The sequence below is a fragment of the Desulfurobacterium atlanticum genome (genome assembly GCF_900188395.1).
Lineage (GTDB): Bacteria > Aquificota > Aquificia > Desulfurobacteriales > Desulfurobacteriaceae > Desulfurobacterium_A > Desulfurobacterium_A atlanticum.
Genome location: NZ_FZOB01000001.1, coordinates 117,556 through 142,021, shown reverse-complemented (window position 1 = coordinate 142,021; position 24,466 = coordinate 117,556). Strand labels below are relative to the sequence as shown.

General features: G+C 38.0%; 25 protein-coding genes and 1 CRISPR repeat array. Of the genes, 12 read left to right on the top strand and 13 right to left on the bottom strand.

What is annotated here, in order from left to right:
• The first annotated feature begins 457 nt into the window (after positions 1-457).
• The 4 genes from CHB58_RS00730 (at position 458) to CHB58_RS00710 (ending at position 3,246) form a co-directional block, all read left to right on the top strand.
• Positions 458-925 carry a hypothetical protein gene (locus CHB58_RS00730; RefSeq protein ID WP_143340982.1) on the top strand — a complete coding sequence of 156 codons (468 nt, stop codon included), beginning with the start codon at positions 458-460 and terminating at the stop codon, positions 923-925.
• Positions 903-1,187 (top strand): nucleotidyltransferase domain-containing protein, encoded by a 285-nt coding sequence (locus CHB58_RS00725; protein ID WP_089322179.1) that lies wholly within the window; start codon positions 903-905, stop codon positions 1,185-1,187. The genes CHB58_RS00730 and CHB58_RS00725 overlap by 23 nt, the downstream gene beginning before the upstream one ends.
• 427 nt (positions 1,188-1,614) lie before the next feature.
• Entirely contained in the window at positions 1,615-2,253 is a 639-nt protein-coding gene (locus tag CHB58_RS00720; protein ID WP_245807297.1) for a sugar transferase, read from the top strand.
• Positions 2,254-2,925: 672 nt separating this feature from the next.
• Complete coding sequence (locus CHB58_RS00710) at positions 2,926-3,246, top strand: GIY-YIG nuclease family protein (protein WP_089322177.1); 321 nt, start codon at positions 2,926-2,928, stop codon at positions 3,244-3,246.
• Between the two features lie 210 nt (positions 3,247-3,456).
• On the opposite strand, the gene CHB58_RS00705 is transcribed toward CHB58_RS00710, so the two are convergent.
• From CHB58_RS00705 to ychF, 13 genes are all read right to left on the bottom strand, one after another.
• Positions 3,457-4,911 (bottom strand): hypothetical protein, encoded by a 1,455-nt coding sequence (locus CHB58_RS00705; protein WP_089322176.1) that lies wholly within the window; start codon positions 4,909-4,911, stop codon positions 3,457-3,459.
• Complete coding sequence (locus tag CHB58_RS00700) at positions 4,908-6,149, bottom strand: MBL fold metallo-hydrolase (RefSeq protein WP_089322175.1); 1,242 nt, start codon at positions 6,147-6,149, stop codon at positions 4,908-4,910. Before CHB58_RS00700 ends, CHB58_RS00705 begins: the two co-directional genes overlap by 4 nt.
• Before the next feature lie 545 nt (positions 6,150-6,694).
• The gene (locus CHB58_RS00695; RefSeq protein WP_219350052.1) at positions 6,695-6,979 is read right to left on the bottom strand and encodes a nucleotidyltransferase family protein; all 285 of its coding nucleotides are present in this window, start codon (positions 6,977-6,979) and stop codon (positions 6,695-6,697) included.
• The gene (locus tag CHB58_RS00690) at positions 6,957-7,409 is read right to left on the bottom strand and encodes a hypothetical protein (protein WP_089322174.1); all 453 of its coding nucleotides are present in this window, start codon (positions 7,407-7,409) and stop codon (positions 6,957-6,959) included. The genes CHB58_RS00695 and CHB58_RS00690 overlap by 23 nt, the downstream gene beginning before the upstream one ends.
• A gap of 225 nt (positions 7,410-7,634) precedes the next feature.
• Complete coding sequence (locus tag CHB58_RS00685) at positions 7,635-7,964, bottom strand: HepT-like ribonuclease domain-containing protein (protein WP_219350051.1); 330 nt, start codon at positions 7,962-7,964, stop codon at positions 7,635-7,637.
• 168 nt (positions 7,965-8,132) lie between these two features.
• Positions 8,133-8,324 (bottom strand): nucleotidyltransferase family protein, encoded by a 192-nt coding sequence (locus CHB58_RS09085; RefSeq protein WP_219350050.1) that lies wholly within the window; start codon positions 8,322-8,324, stop codon positions 8,133-8,135.
• Positions 8,325-9,040: 716 nt separating this feature from the next.
• Complete coding sequence (locus CHB58_RS00675; protein ID WP_089322172.1) at positions 9,041-10,018, bottom strand: ABC transporter permease; 978 nt, start codon at positions 10,016-10,018, stop codon at positions 9,041-9,043.
• Positions 10,018-11,115 carry an ABC transporter permease gene (locus CHB58_RS00670; protein ID WP_219350049.1) on the bottom strand — a complete coding sequence of 366 codons (1,098 nt, stop codon included), beginning with the start codon at positions 11,113-11,115 and terminating at the stop codon, positions 10,018-10,020. The genes CHB58_RS00675 and CHB58_RS00670 overlap by 1 nt, the downstream gene beginning before the upstream one ends.
• A complete protein-coding gene (locus tag CHB58_RS00665) occupies positions 11,105-12,568 on the bottom strand; it encodes an ABC transporter ATP-binding protein (protein WP_089322170.1) in 1,464 nt (487 codons plus the stop codon). The genes CHB58_RS00670 and CHB58_RS00665 overlap by 11 nt, the downstream gene beginning before the upstream one ends.
• 9 nt (positions 12,569-12,577) lie before the next feature.
• Positions 12,578-13,747: a BMP family lipoprotein gene (locus CHB58_RS00660; RefSeq protein ID WP_089322169.1), complete on the bottom strand. Its 1,170-nt coding sequence runs from the start codon at positions 13,745-13,747 to the stop codon at positions 12,578-12,580.
• 49 nt (positions 13,748-13,796) lie between these two features.
• Entirely contained in the window at positions 13,797-14,570 is a 774-nt protein-coding gene (locus tag CHB58_RS00655; RefSeq protein WP_089322168.1) for an undecaprenyl-diphosphate phosphatase, read from the bottom strand.
• Positions 14,570-15,514 (bottom strand): thiamine-phosphate kinase, encoded by a 945-nt coding sequence (thiL, locus tag CHB58_RS00650; protein ID WP_089322167.1) that lies wholly within the window; start codon positions 15,512-15,514, stop codon positions 14,570-14,572. The genes CHB58_RS00655 and thiL overlap by 1 nt, the downstream gene beginning before the upstream one ends.
• Before the next feature lie 12 nt (positions 15,515-15,526).
• Complete coding sequence (gene ychF, locus CHB58_RS00645; protein WP_089322166.1) at positions 15,527-16,630, bottom strand: redox-regulated ATPase YchF; 1,104 nt, start codon at positions 16,628-16,630, stop codon at positions 15,527-15,529.
• A 134-nt stretch (positions 16,631-16,764) separates the two neighbouring features.
• Here ychF and CHB58_RS00640 point away from each other — a divergent pair, with 134 nt between their 5' ends.
• The 8 genes from CHB58_RS00640 (at position 16,765) to CHB58_RS00605 (ending at position 24,432) form a co-directional block, all read left to right on the top strand.
• A complete protein-coding gene (locus CHB58_RS00640; protein WP_219350047.1) occupies positions 16,765-17,706 on the top strand; it encodes a PhoH family protein in 942 nt (313 codons plus the stop codon).
• Complete coding sequence (locus tag CHB58_RS00635; protein ID WP_089322164.1) at positions 17,696-19,807, top strand: HD family phosphohydrolase; 2,112 nt, start codon at positions 17,696-17,698, stop codon at positions 19,805-19,807. Before CHB58_RS00640 ends, CHB58_RS00635 begins: the two co-directional genes overlap by 11 nt.
• Before the next feature lie 9 nt (positions 19,808-19,816).
• On the top strand, positions 19,817-20,044 hold the full coding sequence (locus tag CHB58_RS00630) for a DUF2905 domain-containing protein (RefSeq protein ID WP_089322163.1): 228 nt from the start codon (positions 19,817-19,819) through the stop codon (positions 20,042-20,044).
• A gap of 53 nt (positions 20,045-20,097) precedes the next feature.
• Positions 20,098-21,228, top strand: coding sequence for a Card1-like endonuclease domain-containing protein (locus CHB58_RS00625; RefSeq protein ID WP_089322162.1), 1,131 nt, complete (start codon positions 20,098-20,100; stop codon positions 21,226-21,228).
• A 9-nt stretch (positions 21,229-21,237) separates the two neighbouring features.
• Positions 21,238-22,188, top strand: coding sequence for a CRISPR-associated endonuclease Cas1 (cas1, locus tag CHB58_RS00620; RefSeq protein WP_089322161.1), 951 nt, complete (start codon positions 21,238-21,240; stop codon positions 22,186-22,188).
• On the top strand, positions 22,173-22,442 hold the full coding sequence (gene cas2, locus CHB58_RS00615; RefSeq protein WP_089322160.1) for a CRISPR-associated endonuclease Cas2: 270 nt from the start codon (positions 22,173-22,175) through the stop codon (positions 22,440-22,442). The genes cas1 and cas2 (CHB58_RS00615) overlap by 16 nt, the downstream gene beginning before the upstream one ends.
• Positions 22,439-22,762 (top strand): CRISPR-associated endonuclease Cas2, encoded by a 324-nt coding sequence (gene cas2 / locus CHB58_RS00610; protein WP_089322159.1) that lies wholly within the window; start codon positions 22,439-22,441, stop codon positions 22,760-22,762. The genes cas2 (CHB58_RS00615) and cas2 (CHB58_RS00610) overlap by 4 nt, the downstream gene beginning before the upstream one ends.
• A gap of 155 nt (positions 22,763-22,917) precedes the next feature.
• Positions 22,918-23,784: direct repeats of the CRISPR family, unit length 35 nt; unit sequence GTTGAAATGCCCTGAAAAATGCGAGGGATTACGAC.
• A 423-nt stretch (positions 23,785-24,207) separates the two neighbouring features.
• On the top strand, positions 24,208-24,432 hold the full coding sequence (locus tag CHB58_RS00605) for a hypothetical protein (RefSeq protein ID WP_089322158.1): 225 nt from the start codon (positions 24,208-24,210) through the stop codon (positions 24,430-24,432).
• The last annotated feature ends 34 nt before the right edge of the window (positions 24,433-24,466 follow it).

Genomic DNA, 24,466 nt, shown 5'->3' with positions numbered 1-24,466 from the left:
TGAGGGAGCACAGCGACCGAAGAGTCTCAAAGAATGAGATCCCTCGGGCTGCACCCTCAGGATGACGAAAAGAGGGATGCACAGGATGAGTTGTTATTCGTCACTCTGAGGGAACGTAGTGACCGAAGAGTCTCAAGGGATAGATCCTTCGCTCCGCTCAGGATGACGAAATGGAGCACTCAGGATGACACTTTCCCGTCACTCTGAGGCTACAAAGTAGCCGAAGAGTCTCAAGGAATGAGATCCTTCGGGCTGCGCCCTCAGGACGGTGGATTCTTCGCTTCGCTCAGAATGACGGAAAGGGAAATGCTCAGGATGACGTTTTTCCTGTCACTCTGAGGGAACGTAGTGACCGAAGAGTCTCTAAAGGATTATGAATGAAATTCTTTACTGGCACCAAGGATGACAGGAGAATTTGAAAAACAACCTTCCTGGTATAAATTTCAAATAAAATTAAATGGAAAAGCAGCAGATGGCGATAGACAGACTGCAATCTTATTTAAAAGAAGCTCAAAGCCACGTGGAAAGGTTAAATAATGTTCTTGAAAGATTGAGACCTTTGTATCCACTTAACATAGAGAAATTTAGCAATTTAACATCTTCTCAGAAGGATATACTTGACGCTCTTGCTTTTAGATTTTCAAAGTTACAGGATCTTCTTGGCTCCAGAATATTTAGAGAGTTTTTAAATCATACAGGATACATAACAGAAGGTAAAACATTTCTGGAACTCCTGAGAGAAATAGAAAAAGAAGGTATAATTGATATTGATACATGGAGTCAATTCAGGAAAATAAGAAATTTACTTGCACATGATTATCCAGATGAAATACTGGAGAAAATTGAAGCCATAAATTTCTTAATAGAAAACGCACCAACACTCATAAAGGTGGTAAAAAAAATTGAAAGTAAGGCTTACAGATGAAGAAATACTTGCTATAAAAAGATTAGCACAGGATATTTTTGGAGATTGTGAAGTATATATTTTTGGAAGCAGATTAAAAGAAAAAAAAGGAGGAGATATAGATATATATATTGTTCCAGAGGAAAAATCAAATCTCTTCAAAAAAAAGTTAAAGCTCTCATCTAAACTTGAAAATTTACTGGGAAAACCTGTTGATGTTGTGGTAAACAGAAATACAGATAGAAAAATTGAAAGGGAAGCTCTAAAGGGAGTGAAATTATAAGAATTTCGGTAGAATAGATTCTTCGGGCTGGGCCCTCAGGATGACGGAAAGGGAAATGTTCAGGATGACTTTCCTCTACCGTCGCTCTGAGGAAGCACAGCGACCGAAGAGTCTCAAGGGATAGATTCTTCGCTGCGCTCAGGATGACGAAATGGAGGCACTCAGAATGACGCTTTTCCCGTCACTCTGAGGGAGCACAGCGACCGAAGAGTCTCACGTCTTGGTGAAAAAATAGATCCTTCGCTTTGCTCAGGATGACAAAGAAATAAAATTCATAATGACTCTTCCTCTGTCACTCTGAGGGAGTATAGCGACCGAAGAGTCTCAAATGGGATTCTTAGGGCTGCGCCCTCAGAATGACAGGGAAGATGCTCAGGATAACAGAAGAATAGGAAGAATTTATAATTAAAAAAAGTAAGAGGTTGGGTTGAAAAAAGAGTTTAAAATTCCGTGGTGGAAGAGACCTTTTGATGTTGTTTTTTCTTTGTTTGCCATATTGGTAACACTTCCAATAATGATTCCAATAGCAGCAGCAATAAAGTTAACTGATGGGGGAAGTGTTTTTTTTAAACAAAAGCGACCCGGGTTAAATGGCAAAGAATTTTTTGTTTATAAATTTAGAACAATGTATCCAAATAACGAAAAGATTCTTGAAGAATATCTTGAAAAAAATCCGGAAGCTAAAAAAGAATGGGAACTTTATAGAAAACTTAAAAGTTATGACCCAAGAGTTACTCCTATTGGTAGATTTTTGAGAAAGTATAGTCTTGATGAGCTCCCCCAGTTTTTAAATGTTTTGAAAGGCGATATGAGTGTTGTAGGGCCAAGACCCTATATATACAAAGAATTTGACGACTATAAAATCCCTGAAGATGTTAGGAAAAAGCTTTTATCTGTAAAACCTGGTGTAACAGGTCTCTGGCAGGTAGAAGGAAGAAATGAAGCAACTTTTGAAGATAGAATTAAATTTGACTTAAAGTATGTGGAAAATCTCTCATTCTGGAAGGATATAAAAATTATTTTAAAAACAATTTGGGTTATGCTCACGGGAAAAGGGGCTTATTGATGATAAATTCTTGGGATTTCACCCTAAAGATGACACTTTTCTCGTCACTCTGAGGAAGCACAGCGACCGAAGAGTCTCAGAGAATGAGATCCTTCGCTAACGCTCAGGATGACAGGAAAGGGGAATGCTCAGGATGACACTTTTCTTGTCACTCTGAGGGAGCGTGGTGACCGAAAAGTCTCAGAAAAGTCTCAAAGGATGAGATCCTTCGGGCTGGATCAGGACGGTGGATTCTTCGCTTCGCTCAGGATGACAGGAAAGGGGAATGCTCAGGATGACACTTTTCTTGTCACTCTGAGGGAGCGTGGTGACCGAAAAGTCTCAGAAAAGTCTCAAAGGATGAGATCCTTCGGGCTGGACCCTCAGGACGGTGGATTCTTCGCTTCGCTCAGGATGACAGGAAAGGGGAATGCTCAGGATGACACTTTTCTTGTCACTCTGAGGGAGCGTGGTGACCGAAGAGTCTCAAGGGATGAGATCCTTCGCTTCGCTCAGGATGACGTTTCCTGTCACTCTGAGGCTACAAAGTAGCCGAAGAGTCTCAGAGAATGAGATCCTTCGGGTTGCACCCTCAGGATGACAGGAAGGGAAAAGGGCTCAGGATGATAAAAATAGAAGTGGTAAGAATGACGAAAGGAGAAATCCACAAACGGCAGAAAAATATATGGAGTTATGAGCAAACAAGGGTTTGTGTATATTGTGACGAATAAAAACAACAAAGTTTTATATATCGGTGTTACAAGTGATTTGGTAAGAAGAATCTATCAGCACAGAAATAAGCTTATTGATGGATTTACCAGTAAGTATAACTGCACTAAATTGGTTTATTATGAAGTATTTGACTCAATTGAGGAAGCAATTAAAAGAGAAAAGTATTTAAAGGGAAAGAAAAGGCAGTTTAAGGTTGATTTGATAAATCGCTTTAATCCAGAGTGGAAGGATCTCTATGAGAGTATTTTAGATAGTGAGATTCTTCGCTATCGCTCAGAATGACGGAAGGGGAATACTCAGAATGTTCACTTCTTCGTCACTCTGAGGGAGCGTAGTGACCGAAGAGTCTGGAAGATGAGAACCTTCGCTGGCGCTCAGGATGACGAAATGGAAAAGCGCTCAGGATGACGTTTTTGGAGATCCTTCGGGCTACGCCCTCAGAATGACGAAAAGAGGAATACGCAGGATGACAGGGAATGACAAACCAGGCAGTCAGGATGAAAGGATGTTCCTTATAAACAGTCTTTCCCCTTCTGAAAGTTTTTTATCTCTTATCCATGTGACAGTTAAAGGCAGGAGAACTTTGAACCAATCTTTACTTTTCAGCTTCTCACGGTATCTATAACAGAAATAAACTATGTTCATCCTTGTCTTTAAAGGGATATTCCAGCGGAAAGCTATCTTTTTAATGAAATTCTCCACCTTTAAAAAAAGAGCTTCTGGAATTTCCACTTTTGAAAGCGCCGCTATAATGTAATCCATATAGAGAAGATCTTTCCTATTCTTAAAAGTTAAAAGTCTTGAAATATTAACAAGTTCATTTACAAATTTAAATCTATCCTCCCCGCCAAGCTCCTTCTCCGACAACAGTTCAATAAGGTAAAGTCCTTTTAAACTTCTATCTTTAAAAGCTTTCCTTAAATCAACAATAAACTCTCTGAACTCTTTATCTTCACAAATTTCCCTCTCTTCTTTAACTTCAAAATAGTCGTATCCTTTGTATCCCTTTATAAATCTCTCAAAAGACACTCTATTTTTAGAGAAAACAGGTTCTCTTTCCAAAAGATCAGAAGGATTAATGATTTCAGGAGAAATTCCAAATATTCTCTCAAAAACAGGCTTATAAAGATGAGCTATCCTGCCGATCAATACAACTTTCCTTATCTGAGGTTTTACCTTCTCTTTCTCCTCAAAAAGGTAAAGTGCACTGACAACAGCAGATGAAATATCTGTTATCTCTGTGACGATATCTCCAAAGTTTACTCTCCCTGTAAGGGGTGAAAGGGCAAGATCAAGTTCACTTTGAGAGATTGTCCTCTTATAACTTTCCTCCTGAAAATCAACTTTATCAGTTCTACCAAAAAGAATTCTTGCACCATTTCCTCTCAACTTATCAAGATAAACTCCCCTTTTTCCGCTCTTTCTAAGCTCCACATTTGAGATTTTCTTCTCCGCAAGAAGTCTATTAAAAAGATAATTTCCAAAATTATCAACAAAATCATACTCCCCAATATTGATAACCGTTAAAAGGTCTCCGCACACAGAGATTGATGTTTCCCGGTATCCTATGTTAACAACAACTGTATCTTTTGGGAAAAAATTAAAATCGTGGTATATGTTTGCATTTCTGCCAAATACAGTTTTTAAAAGCTCCCTTACTATAAAAGTTGATTTTCCGTAAGTGTATCCAGGTAGAATAACGGTATCTACACTTTCATTTTTAAACTTAAAAAGGGCAAACTCAAGGATGTCCGATGCATCATACTTTATCTCATCCATAAATATGTAATCCGATTCTTTCAAAAAACTTAAAACTCCAAGAAGTTTCTTTTTCACCTCTACAGGAACAGTTTTATAATCAACTCTTACTTCGTTCAGAAAAAGATCTTTTATATTAAAATGCTCTCTTCCGATATAAGACTCAGGATAACCAAGGTAGATTTTCAAAGATAAACAACCTCCCTGTTGGCTGCATGACGGATTCTCTTTTCCTTTGACGGATAACCGTGTACAAGAATAACTTTATCAGGAGAAAGCACACTTTCTATCATTCTTAAATCTTTCCCGCTACCGTGAGCTGAAAGGTGATGTTTAAGTATCTGGCACTTAAAATTCTTCAGCTTTTTCTTCTCTTTAAGCAGTCTGTATCCAAAACTTTCCTCAGAAAGATAACCGCTGAATATTATCCCGTTATTAGCTCTCTTACCTATCAATTTCCCGTAAATGTAGGAGGGAGTATTTTCCATAAGCATCCCGGATGTTGCAATTATACAGTCCGCTTCCCTTAAATTCTCCTCACAAGCCTCCTCGTAAGAAAGCCCTTCGTAAAAAGGAGCAGGCTGGATGTAGAAGTTAAAAAACTCTTTATCTATGTTATGTTCATAAATGTTACAAACCTCTCTCGCAAGGCCATCAACATAAACATTTATCGGCGGAATCTCCCCTTTCATCATACCTTCTTTTAAGATAGATATAATCTCCTGAGCCCTTCCAAGGGCAAAAACAGGAATGAGAATTTTCCCTTTTCTTTCCACTATTTCCTTTACACCTTCAACAAGAGAGGTTTCATCTCCGCCGTCTCTGTCTGTGTAGTAGTAGGTGCTTTCCATAACGAGAAAATTCACCTTTTCATCAGGCAACACCGCTCCCTTTACAGTGAATTGATCTTTTAAGGATATATCTCCCGTGTGGTAGAGAGATTTTCCATCCCATTTAAAAAGAACAGATGCAGCACCAAGAATATGTCCTGCAGGGAAAAGTGTTATCTCAATATCCCCAAAAGTAAACGGCTCAAAGAAATCCTTTCTTTCTATTCTTAAAAAAGCTTCATCAAACAGCTTATACTCTGTAAAGCTTTCCTCTTCCCTTCCTATATATCTGACCTTAATTGCATCTTCAACCATTAAAGATAAAAGTTCTGCTGTTTCAAAAGTTGTTATAACAGGTGTGTCCGGATAAAGGGAAGATGCTATATGAAACGCACCACAGTGGTCTATGTGTGCATGAGTGATAATTATCGCATCAATTTCAGGAGCTAAAGACTTTAAAAATTCAAGATCAGGAAAAGACTCTTTATTATTAAACCTTATCCCATAGTCAATAAGTATCTTTCTTCCGCCTATAAAATAGAGATAGGCACTTGCACCTATCTCATTGCCACCACCAAGGGGTATCATCATATCCATGGAAAAGTAATTTATGCTCTGTGGAGGATTTTGCCATGAAATTTGAGACTCTTCGGTCGCTGCGCTCCCTCAGAGTGACAGGAGAGGGAAGTCATTCTGAGCGCCAGCGAAGAATCCACCGCCCTGAGGGCGCAGCCCGAAGGATCTCATTTGAGACTCTTCGGCTACTTCGTTCCCTCAGAGTGACGGGAAAATGTCATCCTGAGCGAAGTGAAGGATCTCATCCTTTACCAGGATATGAGACTCTTCGGTCGCTGCGCTCCCTCAGAGTGACAGGAGAGGGAAGTCATTCTGAGCGCCAGCGAAGAATCCACCGCCCTGAGGGCGCAGCCCGAAGGATCTCATTTGAGACTCTTCGGCTACTTCGTTCCCTCAGAGTGACGGGAAAATGTCATCCTGAGCGAAGTGAAGGATCTCATCCTTTACCAGGATATGAGACTCTTCGGTCGCTGCGCTCCCTCAGAGTGACAGGAGAGGGAAGTCATTCTGAGCGCCAGCGAAGAATCTCTTCTTTCCTGTTGCCAGATAAAAATCTTGCCAAGTTGCTATAATCTTACTCCTCTTAAAGCTTCTCTTTCAATTTTCCTATTTATATCCCTGCTTACAACAACATCAACGGGCTTTCCCAGTAAATTTTCAAGCTTGGATGAAAATTTCAACTTTTTTTTAAACAAGTTCGTTTTTTCTTCTGGAACAACATATATATCTATATCTCCCCCCTTTTTGTCTTTTAACCTGCTTCCAAAGATATAGATTTTACACTCACCAAAAATATCCTGTGCTAATTTTTTTATTGTGTGAATTTCTTCATCTGTAAGCCTTATCTTCAATTTTCTCCACCACCTTTATTAATACTGGCGCATTTTCTATTAAAAAATTTATGGCTTCAATTTTTTCTGATAGTTCATCTGGATAATCATGTGCAATCAGATTTCTGATTTTCCTGAATTGACTCCATGTATCAATATCAATTATACCTTCCTTTTCTATTTCTCTTAGAAGCTCCAGGAATGTTTTCCCTTCCGTTATATATCCTGTATGATTTAAAAATTCTCTAAATATTCTGGAACCAAGAAGATCCTGTAACTTTGAAAATCTAAAAGCAAGAGTATCAAGCATATCTTTCTGGGAAGATGTCAAAACATTAAATTTGTTTGTGTTAAGAGGATATAAAGGTTTTAATCTTTCAAGGACATCATTTAACCTTTCTACATGGTTTTGAGCTTCTTTTAAGTAAAATTGCAATCTGTCTATTGCCATTTGCTATTTTTCCATCTACTTTTACTTGAAATTTATATCAAAATGATCCTTTTTCAATTTTTCCTGTTGTTTTGAGCTGACACCCTAAACGTATTTCCTGTCATCCTGAAGGTGAAGCCTGAAGGATCTCATCTGAGACTCTTCGGTCACTTCGTTCCCTCAGAGTGACAGGAAAAATGTTATTCTGAGGGCGCAGCCCCAAAATGAGAGAAGAAAAAAAGCATATTACACTTTAAATTTCTCTAACTCTTTTAGAATAAAATTTAAATGGCTGTTCATCCTTGTATAAGAATCTATCAGTTGCATCTTCAATGATGGCTTAATTCTATTTATTGCATCTATGATTACTTTTTTAAATTCCGGAAGGTCGTTTTTCACAACATTCCAGACCACTTCTGCATCTATCCCAAAACAATGATGAATCAACAGATTTCTGAAGTCAAAAACAACTCTATAATCTTCATTTATCAATCCTGAACTGATAAGATGTTTTGCTGCCTCTCCTAAAATTTCAAATTCCCTTATAACACTATTCCAACATACGAAATTGCGCAATAAAGACTCTGGACTTTTGAATTTCACAGTGACTTTTTAAGCATCAAATAAGAAAATTTCCGGAAATTTTCTTTTAGACACTGATCATTTCCTTTTTAACAATTTCCTTTATAAAAGGATTAAGCGAATCGTAAAGTCCCAGATCAACGTTTCTGTTTAGTTCACTTTTCAGGAAATTTCTGGCACCAGCAATTTTAAAACCATTTTTTTCTTCATTTTTAGAATAACTATATCAACATCACTATTTTCAGTGCATTCACCCCTTGCTACAGAACCAAAAACTGCTATCTCTTCTATTCCATAAACTTCCCTGAGTTTCTTTTTTAAACCCTTGAGCTTCATCAAAATCTCTTCTTTCACACTTATCACCTGTTTAATTAGGTTTCTACTACTAAAATATTAAAAATAACTCAAATGAACTTCAAGCTTTTATGTAACCCTGAACACTTTCTTTTTGTCATCCTGAACACTTTTCACTCCCCCTCATCCTGAGTTTTTTCCCGTCACCCTGAGCAAGGCGAAGGGTCTATTTTTTTGCCAGGACTTTAGACTCTTCGGTCGCTGCGCTCCCTCAGAGTGACGGGAAAATGTCATTCTGAGGGCAAAGCCCGAAGAATCTCATCCTTTTAGACTCTTCAGTCGCTACGCTCCCTCAGAGTGACAGGAGAGAGAAGTCATTCTAAGCACCAGCGAAGAATCCACCGTCCTGAGGGCAAAGCCCGAAGGTTCTCATTTGAGACTCTTCGGCTACTACGTAGCCTCAGAGTGACGGGAAAATGCCATTCTGAGGGCGAAGCCCGAAGAATCTCATCCTTTCAGACTCTTCAGTCGCTACGCTCCCTCAGAGTGACAGGAGAGAGAAGTCATTCTAAGCACCAGCGAAGAATCCACCGTCCTGAGGGCAAAGCCCGAAGGTTCTCATTTGAGACTCTTCGGCTACTACGTAGCCTCAGAGTGACGGGAAAATGTCATTCTGAGGGCAAAGCCCGAAGAATCTCATCCTTTTAGACTCTTCGGTCGCTGCGCTCCCTCAGAGTGACAAAAAAGCAACAACTAAAAAAGCCACTAACTAAAAATCAGCTTCTGTAAAACACTTTTCCAAGAGATGCTGGAGGAGTGGCTTTAAATATCTTTGAAAGAATCCTCAAAAATCTATTTGTCTGAGCCTTTTCTTGAACCTCTTTTTTATTGAAAAAGTTTATTACCAGAAGCATAAAAATCATCAGCGGAAAAGGAGCCACCTGAAAAACCTGCGCCGGAACAGACGGAAATCTGTCCTGAAGAAGTATGCCTGCAATTTGAAGGAAACTGAAAAGATAACATCCAAGAGCAACCTTGAAAGGTTCCCAACCGCCGAAAATAACAATAGCAAGGGCAATCCAGCCTATTCCTTCAGCGCCCTGCGGTCTTCCCCATCCCGGTTTAACACTCAAAGAATAAAGAGCTCCAGCAAGCCCCACCAAAAAACCGCCTACCAGAGTAAATATAAACTTTAATTTCTCTGCCGGTATTCCCCTTGTGAAGGCAGCTTCAGGGTTTTCACCGCTACATCTTAACATTAAGCCAAATCTGGTTTTATAAAGGAAAAACCAGACAAGAAAAATCAGAATATAACTTAAGTAAACCATCACGTTCTGCTGAAAAAATATTTTTCCTATTACAGGAATCTTTTCAAGCAAAGGAATCGGCATATAAGAAAGCTGGGGACCCTGAATCCTGCTGAAAGGATTTCCAAGAAAGTATGCAAGATCCTTACACATAAGGGCAAGAACAAAACCCACGGCAACCTGAGATACCCTTAAAAACAGAGTTGACCCGGCAACCACTCCTGCAACAACTGCACCAACAATTCCAGCAGCTAAAAAACCGTAAAATACATTTCCGGTTTTAAAGGCAACAGCAAATCCTGTCATTGCCGAAAGCAGTATCGTCCCGTCAAGAGAAAGGTTAATAACTCCTCCTCTTTCTGTAACTGTCTCTCCAAGAGATGCAAATATTAAAGGAGCCGCTCCACTTACAATTGTTGCCATAACGGTTGAATAATCCACAGCCATTACTTTTTCCTTTCTCCTAATTTCTGGAAGTTATAAACTATAAGGAACACAAGAACAGACAAACCCTGAATAATACCACTTAAAGAGGAATCTATCTTCAAAACCATAGGAAGCTGAATACTGCCTACGTTAAGACACGCAAAAAAGAAAGCAATAAACGGAACCGGCCAATACTTAAAGTTTGCAAGCATAACAACAAGCAGAGCAAGATAACCGTAATTACTTGATATGGCAGGAATAAGTCTGTGGTAAACTCCTGCCGTTTGAAAAAAACCTGCCATACCGGCAGCAGAACCGGCAAAAAACATTGCAAGTAAACTGTAACGGTTAACAGATATTCCAAAAAGTGTTCCAGCAGTCGGATTATCCCCTATAGCTTTAAAAAACAGTCCGAGCCTTGTATATTTAAAAACGAAAACAGTAAAAAGAAAGAATACCACTGCCATAATTAAGCCAGCCGGAGCAACTTTAAACCCTCTTATTACACTGAGCCAGAGCTCTCTACTGAAAGGTTCTGTTCCACTCATAGAAGCAATACCCGGCCTTTTCCACGGTCCAAAAATAAGCCAGAGTATAAGACCCTGAGCCACAAAGTTCAATCCAAGACCTGCAAAAATCTCGTTAACACCACCTTTCGTCTTTAAAATACCGGCAAGCAGCGCCCAAATTCCTGCAAAAAGAACAGCGGCTAAAAACCCAGCCATAAGAACATATTTTGCTGGAAATTGAGGATAGAGCCACTTAAAAGCTGCAGTTGCTCCCACAGCACCGAGCATTATCTGCCCTTCAATGCCTATATTCCACAAACCAAGTGAAAAGGTATATAAAAGACCGCATGCACACAGGGTTAAAGGAATCCATACATTTAAAACCCTTGCAATTCTATATTTTGAGCCAAGTGCCCCCTTTAAAAGTAGGGTGTAAACCTCAAAAGGATTAACTCCAATAGCAAGAAGGAGCAAAGTTGTAATCAGAAAAACGGACAGAATCACAACACCTATTCTTACAATAGGCTTTAAGAGTTCCTTTATCCGCTCCTTTCTTTTCAACTTTCTATAAAGCTTTATCCCATCAGAAGTAACGATTTTAGTGTTCAACTTCAGCTCCTTCAACATTTCCTGCAATTGCCGCCGCAACTTCTTCCTGAGAAGTTTCCTCTTTAGGCTTTGAAAGAACAACCCTGCCGTTAAAGAAAACCACTATTTTCGTTGCCACAGAGAAAATCTCATCAAGCTCGGGAGATGTGAAAACTATTGCAGAACCTTTTTTTGCAAACTCTTTAAAATGTTCCCACATCCATACTGATGATTCAGTATCAAGCCCTCTTGTCGGCTGTTCAAGTAATAAAAGTTTTGTGTCTTTTTTTATAAGGGAAATAAGAAGCCTCTGCTGATTTCCGCCTGATAAAGAAGCAGCTTTATCCTCAAGACTTCCTTTAATTTTAAATTTTTCTATAAGTTTCTTTCCTTTCTCTCTCGCTTTTGCCCACGGGATTATAAAGTAGTTTTTAAAAAATCCAAGGGCGTAATGCTCAAGAAGGGTTAGTGATGGGAAAAGCCCCTCTTCAAGCCTTGAAGCTGGAAGAAAAACTTTCTCACTTAATTTATTTCTGAAAATTTTCCTATTTTTCCTTACTTTTCCCTTATAAGGTCGTATAAGACCTGCAGCTACCCTTAAAAAAACCTCCTGACCGCTCCCTTCAAGACCGGCAAGACCTATAATTTCCTTCTCTTTTATTTCAAGATTTAAATTTTTTAATCCAGCTCTGCCTCCGTGGGCGTAAACATTCTCAAATTTTAATATTGTTTCTCCAGGAACTACCGTTTCATCTTTAATCTCTGGTGGCTTTTTACCAAACATCATTTCAAGAAGTTTTTCCCTGTTAAAGGGTCTTTCCATTTCACCTGCAACTTTACCCTCTCTTAAAACGGTAACTCTATCACATATCACTTCCACATCTTGAAGCTTATGAGAAATAAGGATTATAGATTTCCCTTCTTTTGCAAGTTGCCTTAAAGCGTTAAACAGGGTCTCTTTCTGCTTTTTTGATATTCCTGTAGTGGGTTCGTCAAGAATCAAAGTCTTTACACCGAGAGTTAAAAGCCTGATGATCTCAAGCTGCTGTCTTTCTCCAACTGTTAAAAGCCCTACCGGCTTATCAGGGTCTATGGAAAATCCAAGTTTTTCACTTTTCTCTTTAAGAATTTTTCTATACTTTCCCTCATCAACTTTCCACTCTTTTGAAACTCCTACCATAAAGTTTTCAATAACTGTCATGGTAGGAAAATCGCAGGGTTCCTGATAAAGCATTCCTATACCAAACCCGGTAGCTTCTGCTGGGGAAGAGAAGTTTACCTCTTTACCGTCAAGATATATTTTCCCTGAGCTTTTAGAAATAAAGCCGGCAAGAATCTTCATCAATGTGCTCTTGCCGGCTCCGTTTTCTCCTATCAATCCGTGAATCGTTCCAGCTTTTACAGTGAAAGTTATCCCTTTATTTGCGTGAACCTTACCAAAGTATTTATGAACGTTCTCAAATCTTATTTCCATTTTTATCCTTTATTTTGCAGCGCTCTGCCCTTCCATACCTTTGAGAAGTTTTTTCATATACCAAATCTGTTTATCCGTTGCCACTTCACCAGGCTTAAGAAAAACAGTTCCATCCTGATAGTATAAAGGACCTTTGAAAAGCTGGATTTTTCCATCAGCAAGACCTTTAATAAACTTATCTAGTTTCTTCTTCACTGAAGGTTTTAAAGCAGGGCCTGTAACAAAACCAACAGAACTTGTTTCAGGATTGTTTATGTCTTTCCAGTCAGGGCCAAGCCAGAGCCACTCCTGCTTCCATTTGCCACTTTTTGCCATCTCTATAAAATGCTTGTATCCCGGTTTCCAGTTAAAATAGGGGACTCCAAGACACGCATCTGGAGCTATTTTGCAGGCACCTTTGTAATCATAAGGAATCGCCCATACCTCTTTTCCCTTCTTTCTCATCTGACCGGCTACAACAAGAGCTTCTGTTGTATCAATTCCGGAAATCACAACATCGTATCCTTCATTAAAGAAGTTTTTACTTACCTGTGTAGGGTCAGCAGTAACACCAGGAATGTTAAACCAGAACCCTATCCAGTTTACTTTAAACTTCAACTTTTTAGGGTCTTTATGGAGAACATTAACCCACGCATACCTTGCACCAAGATACGCAGCAACTGCAAGTCTTCTTGTTTCATCGTTAATAAGTGGACCGAGATACCCTATTTTTCCGGTTTTTGTTGTCATTCCAGCAACAAATCCCGCCATCATTTTGCCGTAAATCATCTTACCCATGAGATTTGAAAGGTTTTTAGGAGCTTTCCCAGTAAGAGCATCATCTCCGGAGATATGGATAAAGTAGATTTCAGGATGCTCAAGAGCAGCTTCCCTAATTCCATCTTTCATATCATCAGAGTTTGCTATTATCAGCTTAACTCCCTTATCCGCAAGGTCATCAACAAGTTCAGGAATTGTAATTCCCGGTCTGTCAGCAGGATTAACCTTATCAATGTAAATCATCTTTACGCCTTTAAGCTCTCTCTCAAGCTCTTTTCCAGCTTCATAGTGAGCCTGACTCCATCCGTGGTCGTTGTAAGGACCGACAAGCAAAAGCCCAAATCTAAACTCAGCCTTGGCAGATGAGAATGAAAAGAAAGCTGCCATAAATACCATAAAGCCGATTAAAAATCGCCTCATCGTCCCTCCTGAATAGGATTAAAAATTTAGAGGGAAAATTTTACCATAATCACTTCAGCGCAAGTAAAGCAAGCACAATGCAGCCTAAAATTATTCTGTAAATTCCAAAAGGCACAAAGGTGTGAGTTTTAACAAACCTTAAAAGCCACTTTACAGAGATATACGCAAAGATAAACGCCGTGATAAATCCAACAATAAGAACGGTTAAATTTTCAAAATTCAGAGTATGATAGTTTTTCACAAGCTGAAGCCCTGTAGCCGCTCCCATCGTAGGAATTGCAAGAAGAAAGGAAAATTCCGTAGCTGTCACCCTGTCCATCCCAAGGATTAAACCGCCTGTTATGGTGGCTCCTGAACGGGAAGTTCCCGGAACCATTGCAAGGGATTGAAAAAGCCCCATAAATATAGATTTTATATAACTGATATCCTCCGGCTTATGGATAGAGTGCTCCTTCTCTTTATACATTTTCTCTATAACGATAAAAATGATACCCCATACAATGAGAGAGATACTTACAACAACAGGATTAAACAGTTTCTCTTCTATGATTTTATGAAACAGAAGACCCAGAATGCCTGTTGGTATAAATGCAACTATCAACTTTTTCCAGAGCTCAAAATCTGTTTTTAGTTTCTCAAAATAGATAAGAACAACTGCAAGAATCGCTCCAAGCTGTATCACCACCTCAAAAGTCTGCTGAAACTGATTCTGCTCAAGCCCCATAAAGGTGGAAGCTATTATCATGTGCCCTGTTGAAGATATTGGAAGAAACTCAGTAATTCCTTCAATTATTCCAAGAATTATTGCTTCAAATATTGTCATTAAGCTCCTCCAAAATGGTCAAATCCTGTCGGTTCAACTTTCTCACCGTTAAGATAAACACCTTCTCCGCTTTCCACCCTGCCGATTATACTCACTGACGGAATTTTTTCAACTTTCTCTTTAAGATTTTCAGGAAACGTGAATATAAGGTTGTAATCCTCTCCACCTGTAAGTGCAAGCACTTCTGCTTTTTCACCAAATAATCTTTTAAGCTCTCTGGAAACGGGAATTTTGTCTTTATCAACATTCAAAGCCACTTTGCTCTTTTCTGATATTAAGTAAAGAGAAAACAAAAGGCCATCACTGTTGTCAATGCAGCATTTTACTCCAATTTTAACAAGGAGTTTTCCAGTTTCAGGTGAAGGTTCCGGAAAGAAAAATTTTTTCAGGAGTCTTTCCTCCTCTTCTGAAAATGGAGGATTTCTGTTTTCAATAAGATAAAGTCCACCAGCGGCATCACCAGGGGTGCCTATCACACCCACAAGGTCTCCAGGCACAGCACAATCTCTTGTCATTAAAGCATAAGCTTTTCCTGTCAACGTAAGGGAAAACACTTCCGAATCCCCCTTTACAGTATCTCCGCCGATTATACTCACTCCGTAACGGCTGGCAGCTTTTGAAAGACCTTTTGAAAGCTCCAGAACCTTCTCCTGTGAAAAATTCTTTTCCAGACAGAAAGACAGAAGAGCAAATTCAGGAACACCTCCCATTGAAGCAACATCACTTACAGAAATTGCTAAAAGCTTCCACCCAAGAGAAAAGTAAAGCTTTTTAAATTTTTTTTCCCAGCTTTTCCTGTAGTGAGTATTGGCTGTAATTGTATCAACGGTAAAGAGCAAATAACCGTTATCCGTTTTAACAGCCGCCGTATCATCCCCTATCCCTATATCTGCCTTCTGCGGGAAGATAGCTGTAATCTTTTCTATAAGTTCAAACTCTTTCAAATCAAAACTCCGCTACACATTAAATCTAAAGTAGATAATATCACCGTCCTGAACCACATAATCCTTACCTTCAAGTCTTACAAGTCCCTTCTCCTTGCATTTCTGCATAGAACCTTCTCTAATAAGGTCTTCATAGCTCACCACTTCAGCCCTTATAAAACCTCTCTCTATGTCAGAGTGAATCTTACCTGCAGCTTGCGGAGCTTTTGTTCCCTTTTTTATTGTCCATGCCCTTACTTCCTGCTCTCCAGCTGTAAAGTAGGTTATAAGATCAAGAAGTTTGTATCCTTCTCTTATTACACTGTTAAGCCCCGGTTCTTTAAGGCCAAGTTCCTTTAGAAACTCCTCCTTTTCTTCAGCATCAAGCTCAGAAAGCTCAGACTCAATTTTTGCACATATCTTCACAACAGGAGCTTTCTCTTTTGCCGCAAACTCTTTTACCTGCTTAACATAATCGTTATCTTCAAGCAGACCTTCCTCATCAACGTTTGTTATGTAAAGAACCGGCTTTGCCGTGAGAAGCCCAAGCTCTTTCACAAGTTTTATCTCATCCTCTCCAAACTCTTCCATATGCGGATAAATTCTTTCTCCGTTTTCAAGTATCTCTTTAAGCTTCGTCAAAATTTCAACTTCTTTTCTTGCAGCCTTATCTCCCGACTTAGCCTGCTTTGAGACCTTTTGAAGCCTCTTCTCAACAGTTTCAAGGTCTTTAAAAATCAGCTCCATATTTATGGTTTCAATATCCCTAATTGGATTAACACCACCGTCAACATGAACAACATTCGGATCTTCAAAACATCTAACAACATGAGCTATCGCATCAACACTTCTTATATTCCCCAAAAACTGATTACCAAGCCCTTCTCCTTTACTTGCCCCTTTTACAAGGCCTGCAATATCCACAAACTCTATAGTTGTGGGAACTATTCTTTTAGGATTTACTATTTCGGCTATTTTCTGCAATCTTTCATCTGGAACTTCAACCACTCCTACGTTCGGTTCAATGGTGCAAAAGGGAAAATTGGCAGCAGCTGCCTTCGCAGAGTTTGTCAGTGCGTTAAAAAGAGTTGATTTTCCAACATTTGGAAGTCCCACTATTCCACAGTTAAAACCCATTTCTGCCTCCGTTTAATCCGTTTAAAATTAATAGAATGAAAAGTAAAAACTATCCTGAAAGTGGTATTATTGCAAATAGAATTATATTTCCTATCTTCATTACTCAAAAGAAAATTACGGAGGTACAGAAAGGCTTGATAAAGATATCTCTTGAATTAACACCGGAAGAGTTTTACACCCTTGTAGGACACGGTGAAGAAAACCTTAAAAAGATAGCGAAAATTCTAAACGTTGATATCGGCTCACGAGGAACGGACATAATAGTTAAAGGAACTAAAGATAAAGAAGTTAAACTGCAGAAATTCTTTAAAGATATTGAAGATCTCTTTCACTCCGGCTACTCCCTTTCAAAAAGCGATGTTCAGATGTATATCAACCAGCTTGAAAGAGATGCCGATTCTGTTGTTGTTAAAGATGATACGATAGTTACAACATACAGAGGAAAAAAGATAACGGCAAAAACACCCACTCAGAGAAAATACATAAACGCAATTAGAAAGAACACAATTGTTTTCGGAATTGGGCCTGCTGGAACCGGAAAAACTTACCTTGCAGTTGCAGCAGCAGTCGCAGCTTTCAAGAAAGGGCAGGTGAACAAACTTATACTTACAAGACCAGCCGTTGAAGCCGGGGAAAAACTCGGCTTTTTACCGGGAACTCTTCAGGAAAAGATAGACCCTTATCTGAAACCGCTTTACGATGCCCTTTTTGAGATGATAGAACCTGACAAAGTCAATCTTCTGATTGAAAGAAACATTATTGAAATAGCCCCTCTTGCCTATATGCGGGGAAGAACCTTAAACGATGCTTTTATAATCCTTGATGAAGCTCAAAACACAACAAGAGAACAGATGAAAATGTTTTTAACACGTCTTGGATTTAACTCAAAAGTTGTGATAACAGGAGATATAACTCAGATTGATCTTCCGAAAAAGAGAGATTCTGGGCTTGTTGAAGCAACAAAGATTTTAAGAGAAATAGACGGCATAGAGATTATTGAATTTAAAAGAGATGATGTTGTAAGACATAAACTTGTTCAGGAAATCATAAAGGCTTATGAGGAAAATGAAGAGTAAGGGAATCAAAGAATTTCTAATAGAATTAACAGAAAAAGTCAGTTTACCTATACTGGCGGTGGTGCTTTCAGCTTTTATCACTTTTATCATGCTTCCCGTAGGATTTGGCAGCATTCCAAAATTAAAAGTTAAAGAGATATCTCCTGTTGATATCCGCTCCCCGGCAAATCTTATTGTTGAAGATAAAAAAGCTACAGAAAAGAAGATTGAAACCGCTTTAAAACAGCTGAAACCTGTATTTAAAGTTGACCCTCAGGCGTTTTCTTCAATCAAAGAAACCGTTCTTAAAAAGTTTTACACATCCCAAGCAGAAAACTCAACAGATAAAACCGGCAGCAGCGTAAAACCAGAATTTATAATAGACCTTCTTGAAAGATACTACTCAGTCGGCGTAATTGATGATAAAACTTTTGAAAAGTTTAAAGGGAAAACCGTTAAAGTTGTAAACCCGCTTACTTCAACCTCAACAGAAAAAAATATCTCATCTTTTTACACCGTTTCAAAAGTTAAAAAAAGAATATCCGCAGAACTGAGAAACTTTTACGGAAGGAAAAAGGGTAAAGAGATATACACATTTATAGAACCGCTTATCGTTCCAAACATTAAATACAGTGAAAAAGCTACTTTCAAAGCAAGGGAGAGAATTTTAAAGCAGGTAAAACCTGTTTTGTATGAAATAAAGAAGGGAGAACTGATAGTAAAAAAAGGAAGCCGACTTACTGAAGAAGATGTCCAGAAAATAAACGCTATAAGAAAACTAAAAGACAGCAACAAAACGGCAAACAGATACATTTCCATTTTTCTCATATCTTTAATAATGTTTTACATAGTTTACCGTCTCTATTTCATCGTAAGCCCTACCGCAGCCAAAGATGTTAAAAACATAACGTTTTCATACGTTGTGATAACTCTTGATGTTTTCCTTATAAGATTTTTCACATTTCTTGCAAAGCTTATGGCTGAAGCTATGAACATACCTGTTAAGGAAGGATTGATATATATTCCCGTAATAACTTCTGTGATTTTTGTTTCTCTTTTCCTGAACAAAAAAGTTGCTTTTATCCACTCAATCCCGGTATCCATTCTTCCATCATTTATTTTGTCAAAACCGCACTTTTTTATAATTCCTGTTGTTGCAGGCTCTGTGTTTTCCTGTCTTGACTCAAGAAGTTATCAGGATAGAAACGTTATCTACAAAAGCAGTTTCCTTGCAGGCCTTGGAATAGCTGTTTTCCAGATTCTTCTGCTTATATACTCAAACGGGCTTGTATTTAAAAGAGAATTTATCTTCTATCCGATTCTTGCAATTCTTGGTTCGTTAATAGCTTCTGTCATAGTTATAGGACTTCTCCCGCTTTTTGGCTCCATCTTCAAATTTACAACAGATATGGTTTACATGGAACTTATCAACTTAAACCATCCACTTTTAAGAAAACTTGTTCTAAAAGCTCCTGGAACTTACAGCCACTCTGTAATGGTAAGCACCCTTGCAGAAGCAGCGGCTGAAACAATAGGAGCAAACTCTCTCCTTGCCAAAGCAGGAGGCCTCTTCCACGATATAGGAAAGCTTAAAAATCCTCAGGCTTTTGTGGAAAATCAGCAGAACGGAATAAACATTCACGAAACCATACCACCTGAAAAAAGTGCAGCAATCCTGAAATCCCATGTTGAATACGGAGTGGAACTGGGAAAAAAATACAACCTACCGCAGCCCATAATAGACATCATAAAACAGCACCACGGAACAAAGCTTATGAAGTATTTTTACGCAAAAGCTAAAGAACAGAAAAAAGAGATTGATGAGAAAGTTTTCCGCTACCCGGGACCGAAACCGCAATTTAAGGAAGCAGGGATAGTTATGCTTGCAGACACTATAGAAGCGGCAGTTAAATCAGTAAGAGATAAAAAAGATGTTGATATAGATAAACTTGTTCATAAACTGATAATGGAAGATGTTGAAGACGGTCAGCTGAATCAGAGCGGTTTAAGTCTTAAAGAGATAGCACTTATAGAAAAAGTGTTTAAGAAAGTTTTATCAGGTATCTATCACAACAGAGTTGAATATCCTGACAACTCTTCTGAAAAAGCCCAGAACCAGTAAGGAGGGTTTATGGAAGAGATAGGAAAAATGCTTCTGTATTTTGGACTTATGATAGCTTTCTTCGGCTTTTTGCTGATTCTCATTTCAAAACTACCTGGCGGATTCCCTCTGGGCAGATTGCCCGGTGATATCTACATAAAAAGAGATAACTTTGTGTTCTACTTTCCAATCACAACAAGTATTTTAATAAGCATTATCATATCGTTAATTTTCTATCTCCTTTCAAAAGTTAGATAAGCAACTTTTCAATTTGGTAAAATAATAGAAATGGGGGATACGGAGAACCTGTAATGAAAGAATTTTTAATCTCTCCAGTTTCAACTCAAACTTTTCCGATTGTAGTATCAGCACTTTCCCTTTTACCTGAAAAAGTAATCCTTTTATCAACTTCACAAATGAAAAAATTTGAATCTTTTATAAAAAATGTTCTCACATACAAAGGCATAGATGTAGAAGTAAGATACATAAACCCTTATTCCCGGGAAAGCATACTAAAAGCTGTAGAAGACATAAACTCAACAAAACTTCTCTTAAACTGTGGAACAAAATATACCTCTTTTATCCTGTTTGACCGTTTTGGTAAAGACGCTCTCCTTTACTACACCCCCGATGGAAAGATAATAAATTTTGAAGGAAAAACGGTTCTAAAAGTAAAACCGGATATTGTTGATGTGGAACTACACTCGGCAATGTATGGCTTCAAAATAGAAGAAGAGATTTCAGAGATAAACACAATTTTTTACAGAAAAAAAATGACAAACTACATAGGAATAAATTTTAAAAAACTTTCCACATTTATGAAAAAAGCGTTTGAAACAGGCTACTTTACGAAAGATACCCCTCATGAATTTATATCCCTTGCCCTAAAACACAACATCATTAAACGTTCTGGAAAAACATTTCCTGTTATTGATAGAAACTACATAGGTGGAAAATGGTTTGAAGAGTTTTTATTCCTGAAACTCACAGAAAAAGACTTTTTTGATATACATATCGGAGTAAAACTTTCATGGTATAACTCTTCTATAACCAATGAAATTGACGTTATAGCTGTAAAAAACAATCGTTTATATCTTTTCTCCTGCAAAACAGGAAAAATCAACAACCTGACTTTCAAGCATATTTACGAATTACATGAACTTACAAAAAGAGTTGGAGGGGATTTTGGCAAAGGTTATCTGTGTGTGGCTTCCCCATCTATATACGACAAACCACCTGAGCTTGAGAAGTTTCCCAATGCTCCCAGACAACCCTACAACCCAAACCTGCCTGAATGGAAGGACTACTTTAAAACTCCAGAAGGAAAACGATACAGAAACATACACCGAAATTCCAGCTCCTTTACCTTCTTAAAAAGAAGAGCCAATCTCCTTGACATAACCGTTTTAACCATTGAAGAGATAATAGGAAACCAGATTTAAAGGGAAACGATGAAAGGATTTCTCTTCATAACAACAAATGGAACAAAAGTTTCAAAAGATGGAAATGAACTTATAGTAGAAACTGATGGAAAAAAACACAGAATCCCGATAGGAGCAATAAGTCATGTATTTTTGATGGGTAACGTTAATATAACCGTTTCAGCAATTAAATTTCTATCAACAAGAGGTAGATACCTTTTTATTCTTAACAAATTTGGAAGGCTTATAAGCGTTGTTTACCCGGAGTTTATTGGAAGTGATAACCGTTATAGAGGTTATCAATATCTGTTCTTCAAAAACCCAGAACTCTGCATCAATCTAACAAAAAAACTTTTAAACCAGAAACTTGAAAGTGTTGTGAAAGTTCTTGCCGGTTTATATAAAGAATCTGGAATGAGCTTTTCTCCAGTCCTTGAGTGGAAAGACTCTGTTTCTGCTTCTCTCAAAAGTGCAGAGAATACAGACTCTCTTCTTGGAGTTGATGGAACAATCTCTCGCTTCCTCTTCTCAAAACTTGCTTCTTTTAACGAAAGCCCTTTCTACTTTGAAAAGAGAGAATACTATCCACCCAAAGACCCGGTAAACGCCCTTTTAAGTCTAACCTACACACTTTTCTATTCTGTTTTACACCCTGTTGTTATATCTGCTGGACTTGACCCTTATTACGGCTTCTTTCACGTCAAAAGAGGAAAACACGCTGCACTTTGCTCCGACCTTTTAGAACTTGTAAGGCCAGAGCTGTCCCTTCTTGTCTTTAACACGCTTAACGATGGTTTTTTTGATGAAAACGATTTTCTAAAAGAATCGGGGAAAGTTTACCTTAAAGGAGATGCTCTGAAAATCTACCTCAAGTATTTTACAGATATTGTTATTCACAACAAAGAAGATACATACTTTTCAAAAATTGGAGAATTCATAAAAACTATTAAACAGGAACTTAAAAGATGTTCTACGTTATAACCTACGATATAAGCGATGATAAGATACGAAACAAACTTATGAAACTTCTCAAAAACTATGGCAGAAGAGTTCAATTCAGCTGTTTTGAGGTTGACCTGACAGAAAAAGAACTTGAAACTCTGAAAGAGAAAATAGAATCGCTGATAGATAGTTCCACAGACAAAGTTTATATCTTTCCCGTTTCAAATTATGTGATAAACGACATAGTCAAACTGGGAATAAAAGAAAAACAAAATGAGAGTTACATACTATGAAAAGAACCAGAATTTATAAATATCTTGCTGTTTACGATATATGCGTTAGAGACGGAAGCAAACTTGAAAGGAAACTTTCAGCGAAGAGAAGAAACAGAATAATGAAACTGTTATTTAAATACGGAATTAGAACCCAATTAAGCGTGTTTGAAATTGAACTTTCATCATCTGAAAAAATGCAGTTAATTATGGATGTAAGTAAATACTTAAGAAAAGAAACAGACAGGTTTTACCTGTATCCTCTTGATGAAAGAAGCTCTAAAGCCATCTCAAGATTTGGAAACTTCCAAAATTCTCTCATATACGACTTTTTCTTTTAAATTTTTGGTATAATTCTTAAAGATAACTGCTCTTTGTAAAGTGAATAAGGCAAATTTTTACAGGGTCAGAGGTTTTGTATTGCAATGCATATTAGATATTTATCAAAATTTTAAGTTTTGAAACTATTGAGTTTCAATGTCTGGATTTTGCCACTGTTGAAATGCCCTGAAAAATGCGAGGGATTACGACTTCAATCAGAATGTACTTATTGGTTTCTCTAATTTTCATCACAGTTGAAATGCCCTGAAAAATGCGAGGGATTACGACTCTAAGTAACATACCAATCCACCACAAGTTCAGTCTTGCTCCATGTTGAAATGCCCTGAAAAATGCGAGGGATTACGACTTAAAAATATGATAGACAATATTCCATTTGATTCTTACGAGTTGAAATGCCCTGAAAAATGCGAGGGATTACGACATTACGACTTGGTTTGTTATCTGTTTGTTTTTTTGCGTTGAAATGCCCTGAAAAATGCGAGGGATTACGACACAGGTAACCTTATCCCCGCATGTTCTACTTCCCCTCTTTTCTTGTTGAAATGCCCTGAAAAATGCGAGGGATTACGACTTTATATTTTTTTATTCGGCCTCATCTACTTCTGAGGCCAAGTTGAAATGCCCTGAAAAATGCGAGGGATTACGACTTTTTATTCTTAATGGAAAGGTGGATGTTAAAGGTAACTGTTGAAATGCCCTGAAAAATGCGAGGGATTACGACATCAAAAGAGTTGTAGACATTTAATATTGATATATTGCTGTTGAAATGCCCTGAAAAATGCGAGGGATTACGACAATTTCCACTTCTTCCTTTAAAGGCTCAGGAAGATTTGAAGAATAGTTGAAATGCCCTGAAAAATGCGAGGGATTACGACCTGGAAATCTTCTTACTACACTTTCTATGTCTTCAATAGTTGAAATGCCCTGAAAAATGCGAGGGATTACGACGGAACTCAATTAGTACAAATCTTTTAGTTTCTACAAATGTTGAAATGCCCTGAAAAATGCGAGGGATATGCTTTTCGTTTTTTTAACAGACAGGAAGGGAAGGATGCTTGAAAAGTGGCTATAAACTTTAAGAGATCCTTCGGGCTTTGCCCTCAGGATGACTTTCTCTGTCATTCTGAGGTTGCTTTGCAACCGAAGAATCTCAACACCTTTGAAAGCTAAAAGATTTCAAGCAAATTGAAATGCCATGAAAAACATGATGGATTAATTTTCCTTAGACACTCTACCATAATAAAATGGTATAAGCTTTTGAAAAAACGAAACGGATGGCTTTGACTGCCCTTCATTTAAACGCGGTGAAGACGATGAAATCTCCAACATAATTTCAACTATTCTTTCTGCCACCGATGGTTTCATTCCAAGAAAACCAAAAATCATAATAAGCACCAATATTCACTTTAAGGAGATAGATTCTGCTCTTACAAGACCAAGCAGATTGTTTGATATTCTGGAAATCAAACCACTACCAAAAGAGTTCTTCTTTAAATTGAGAAAAAAGTATCCTGAACTTTCTGCTGCCAAACTTTTATATGAAAAGGAAAAGGAAGTTGAAGTTGCCAGGATATGTGATTTCCTTTCAAGAATCAAATACACAGACCATTTAAAAGATAAAAATGTTTCAAAGAAAAACGAAATCACAAATAGAAGAGTGGGATTTTAAATTGCATTGGCAAAAATTTTGTAATCCAGGCACT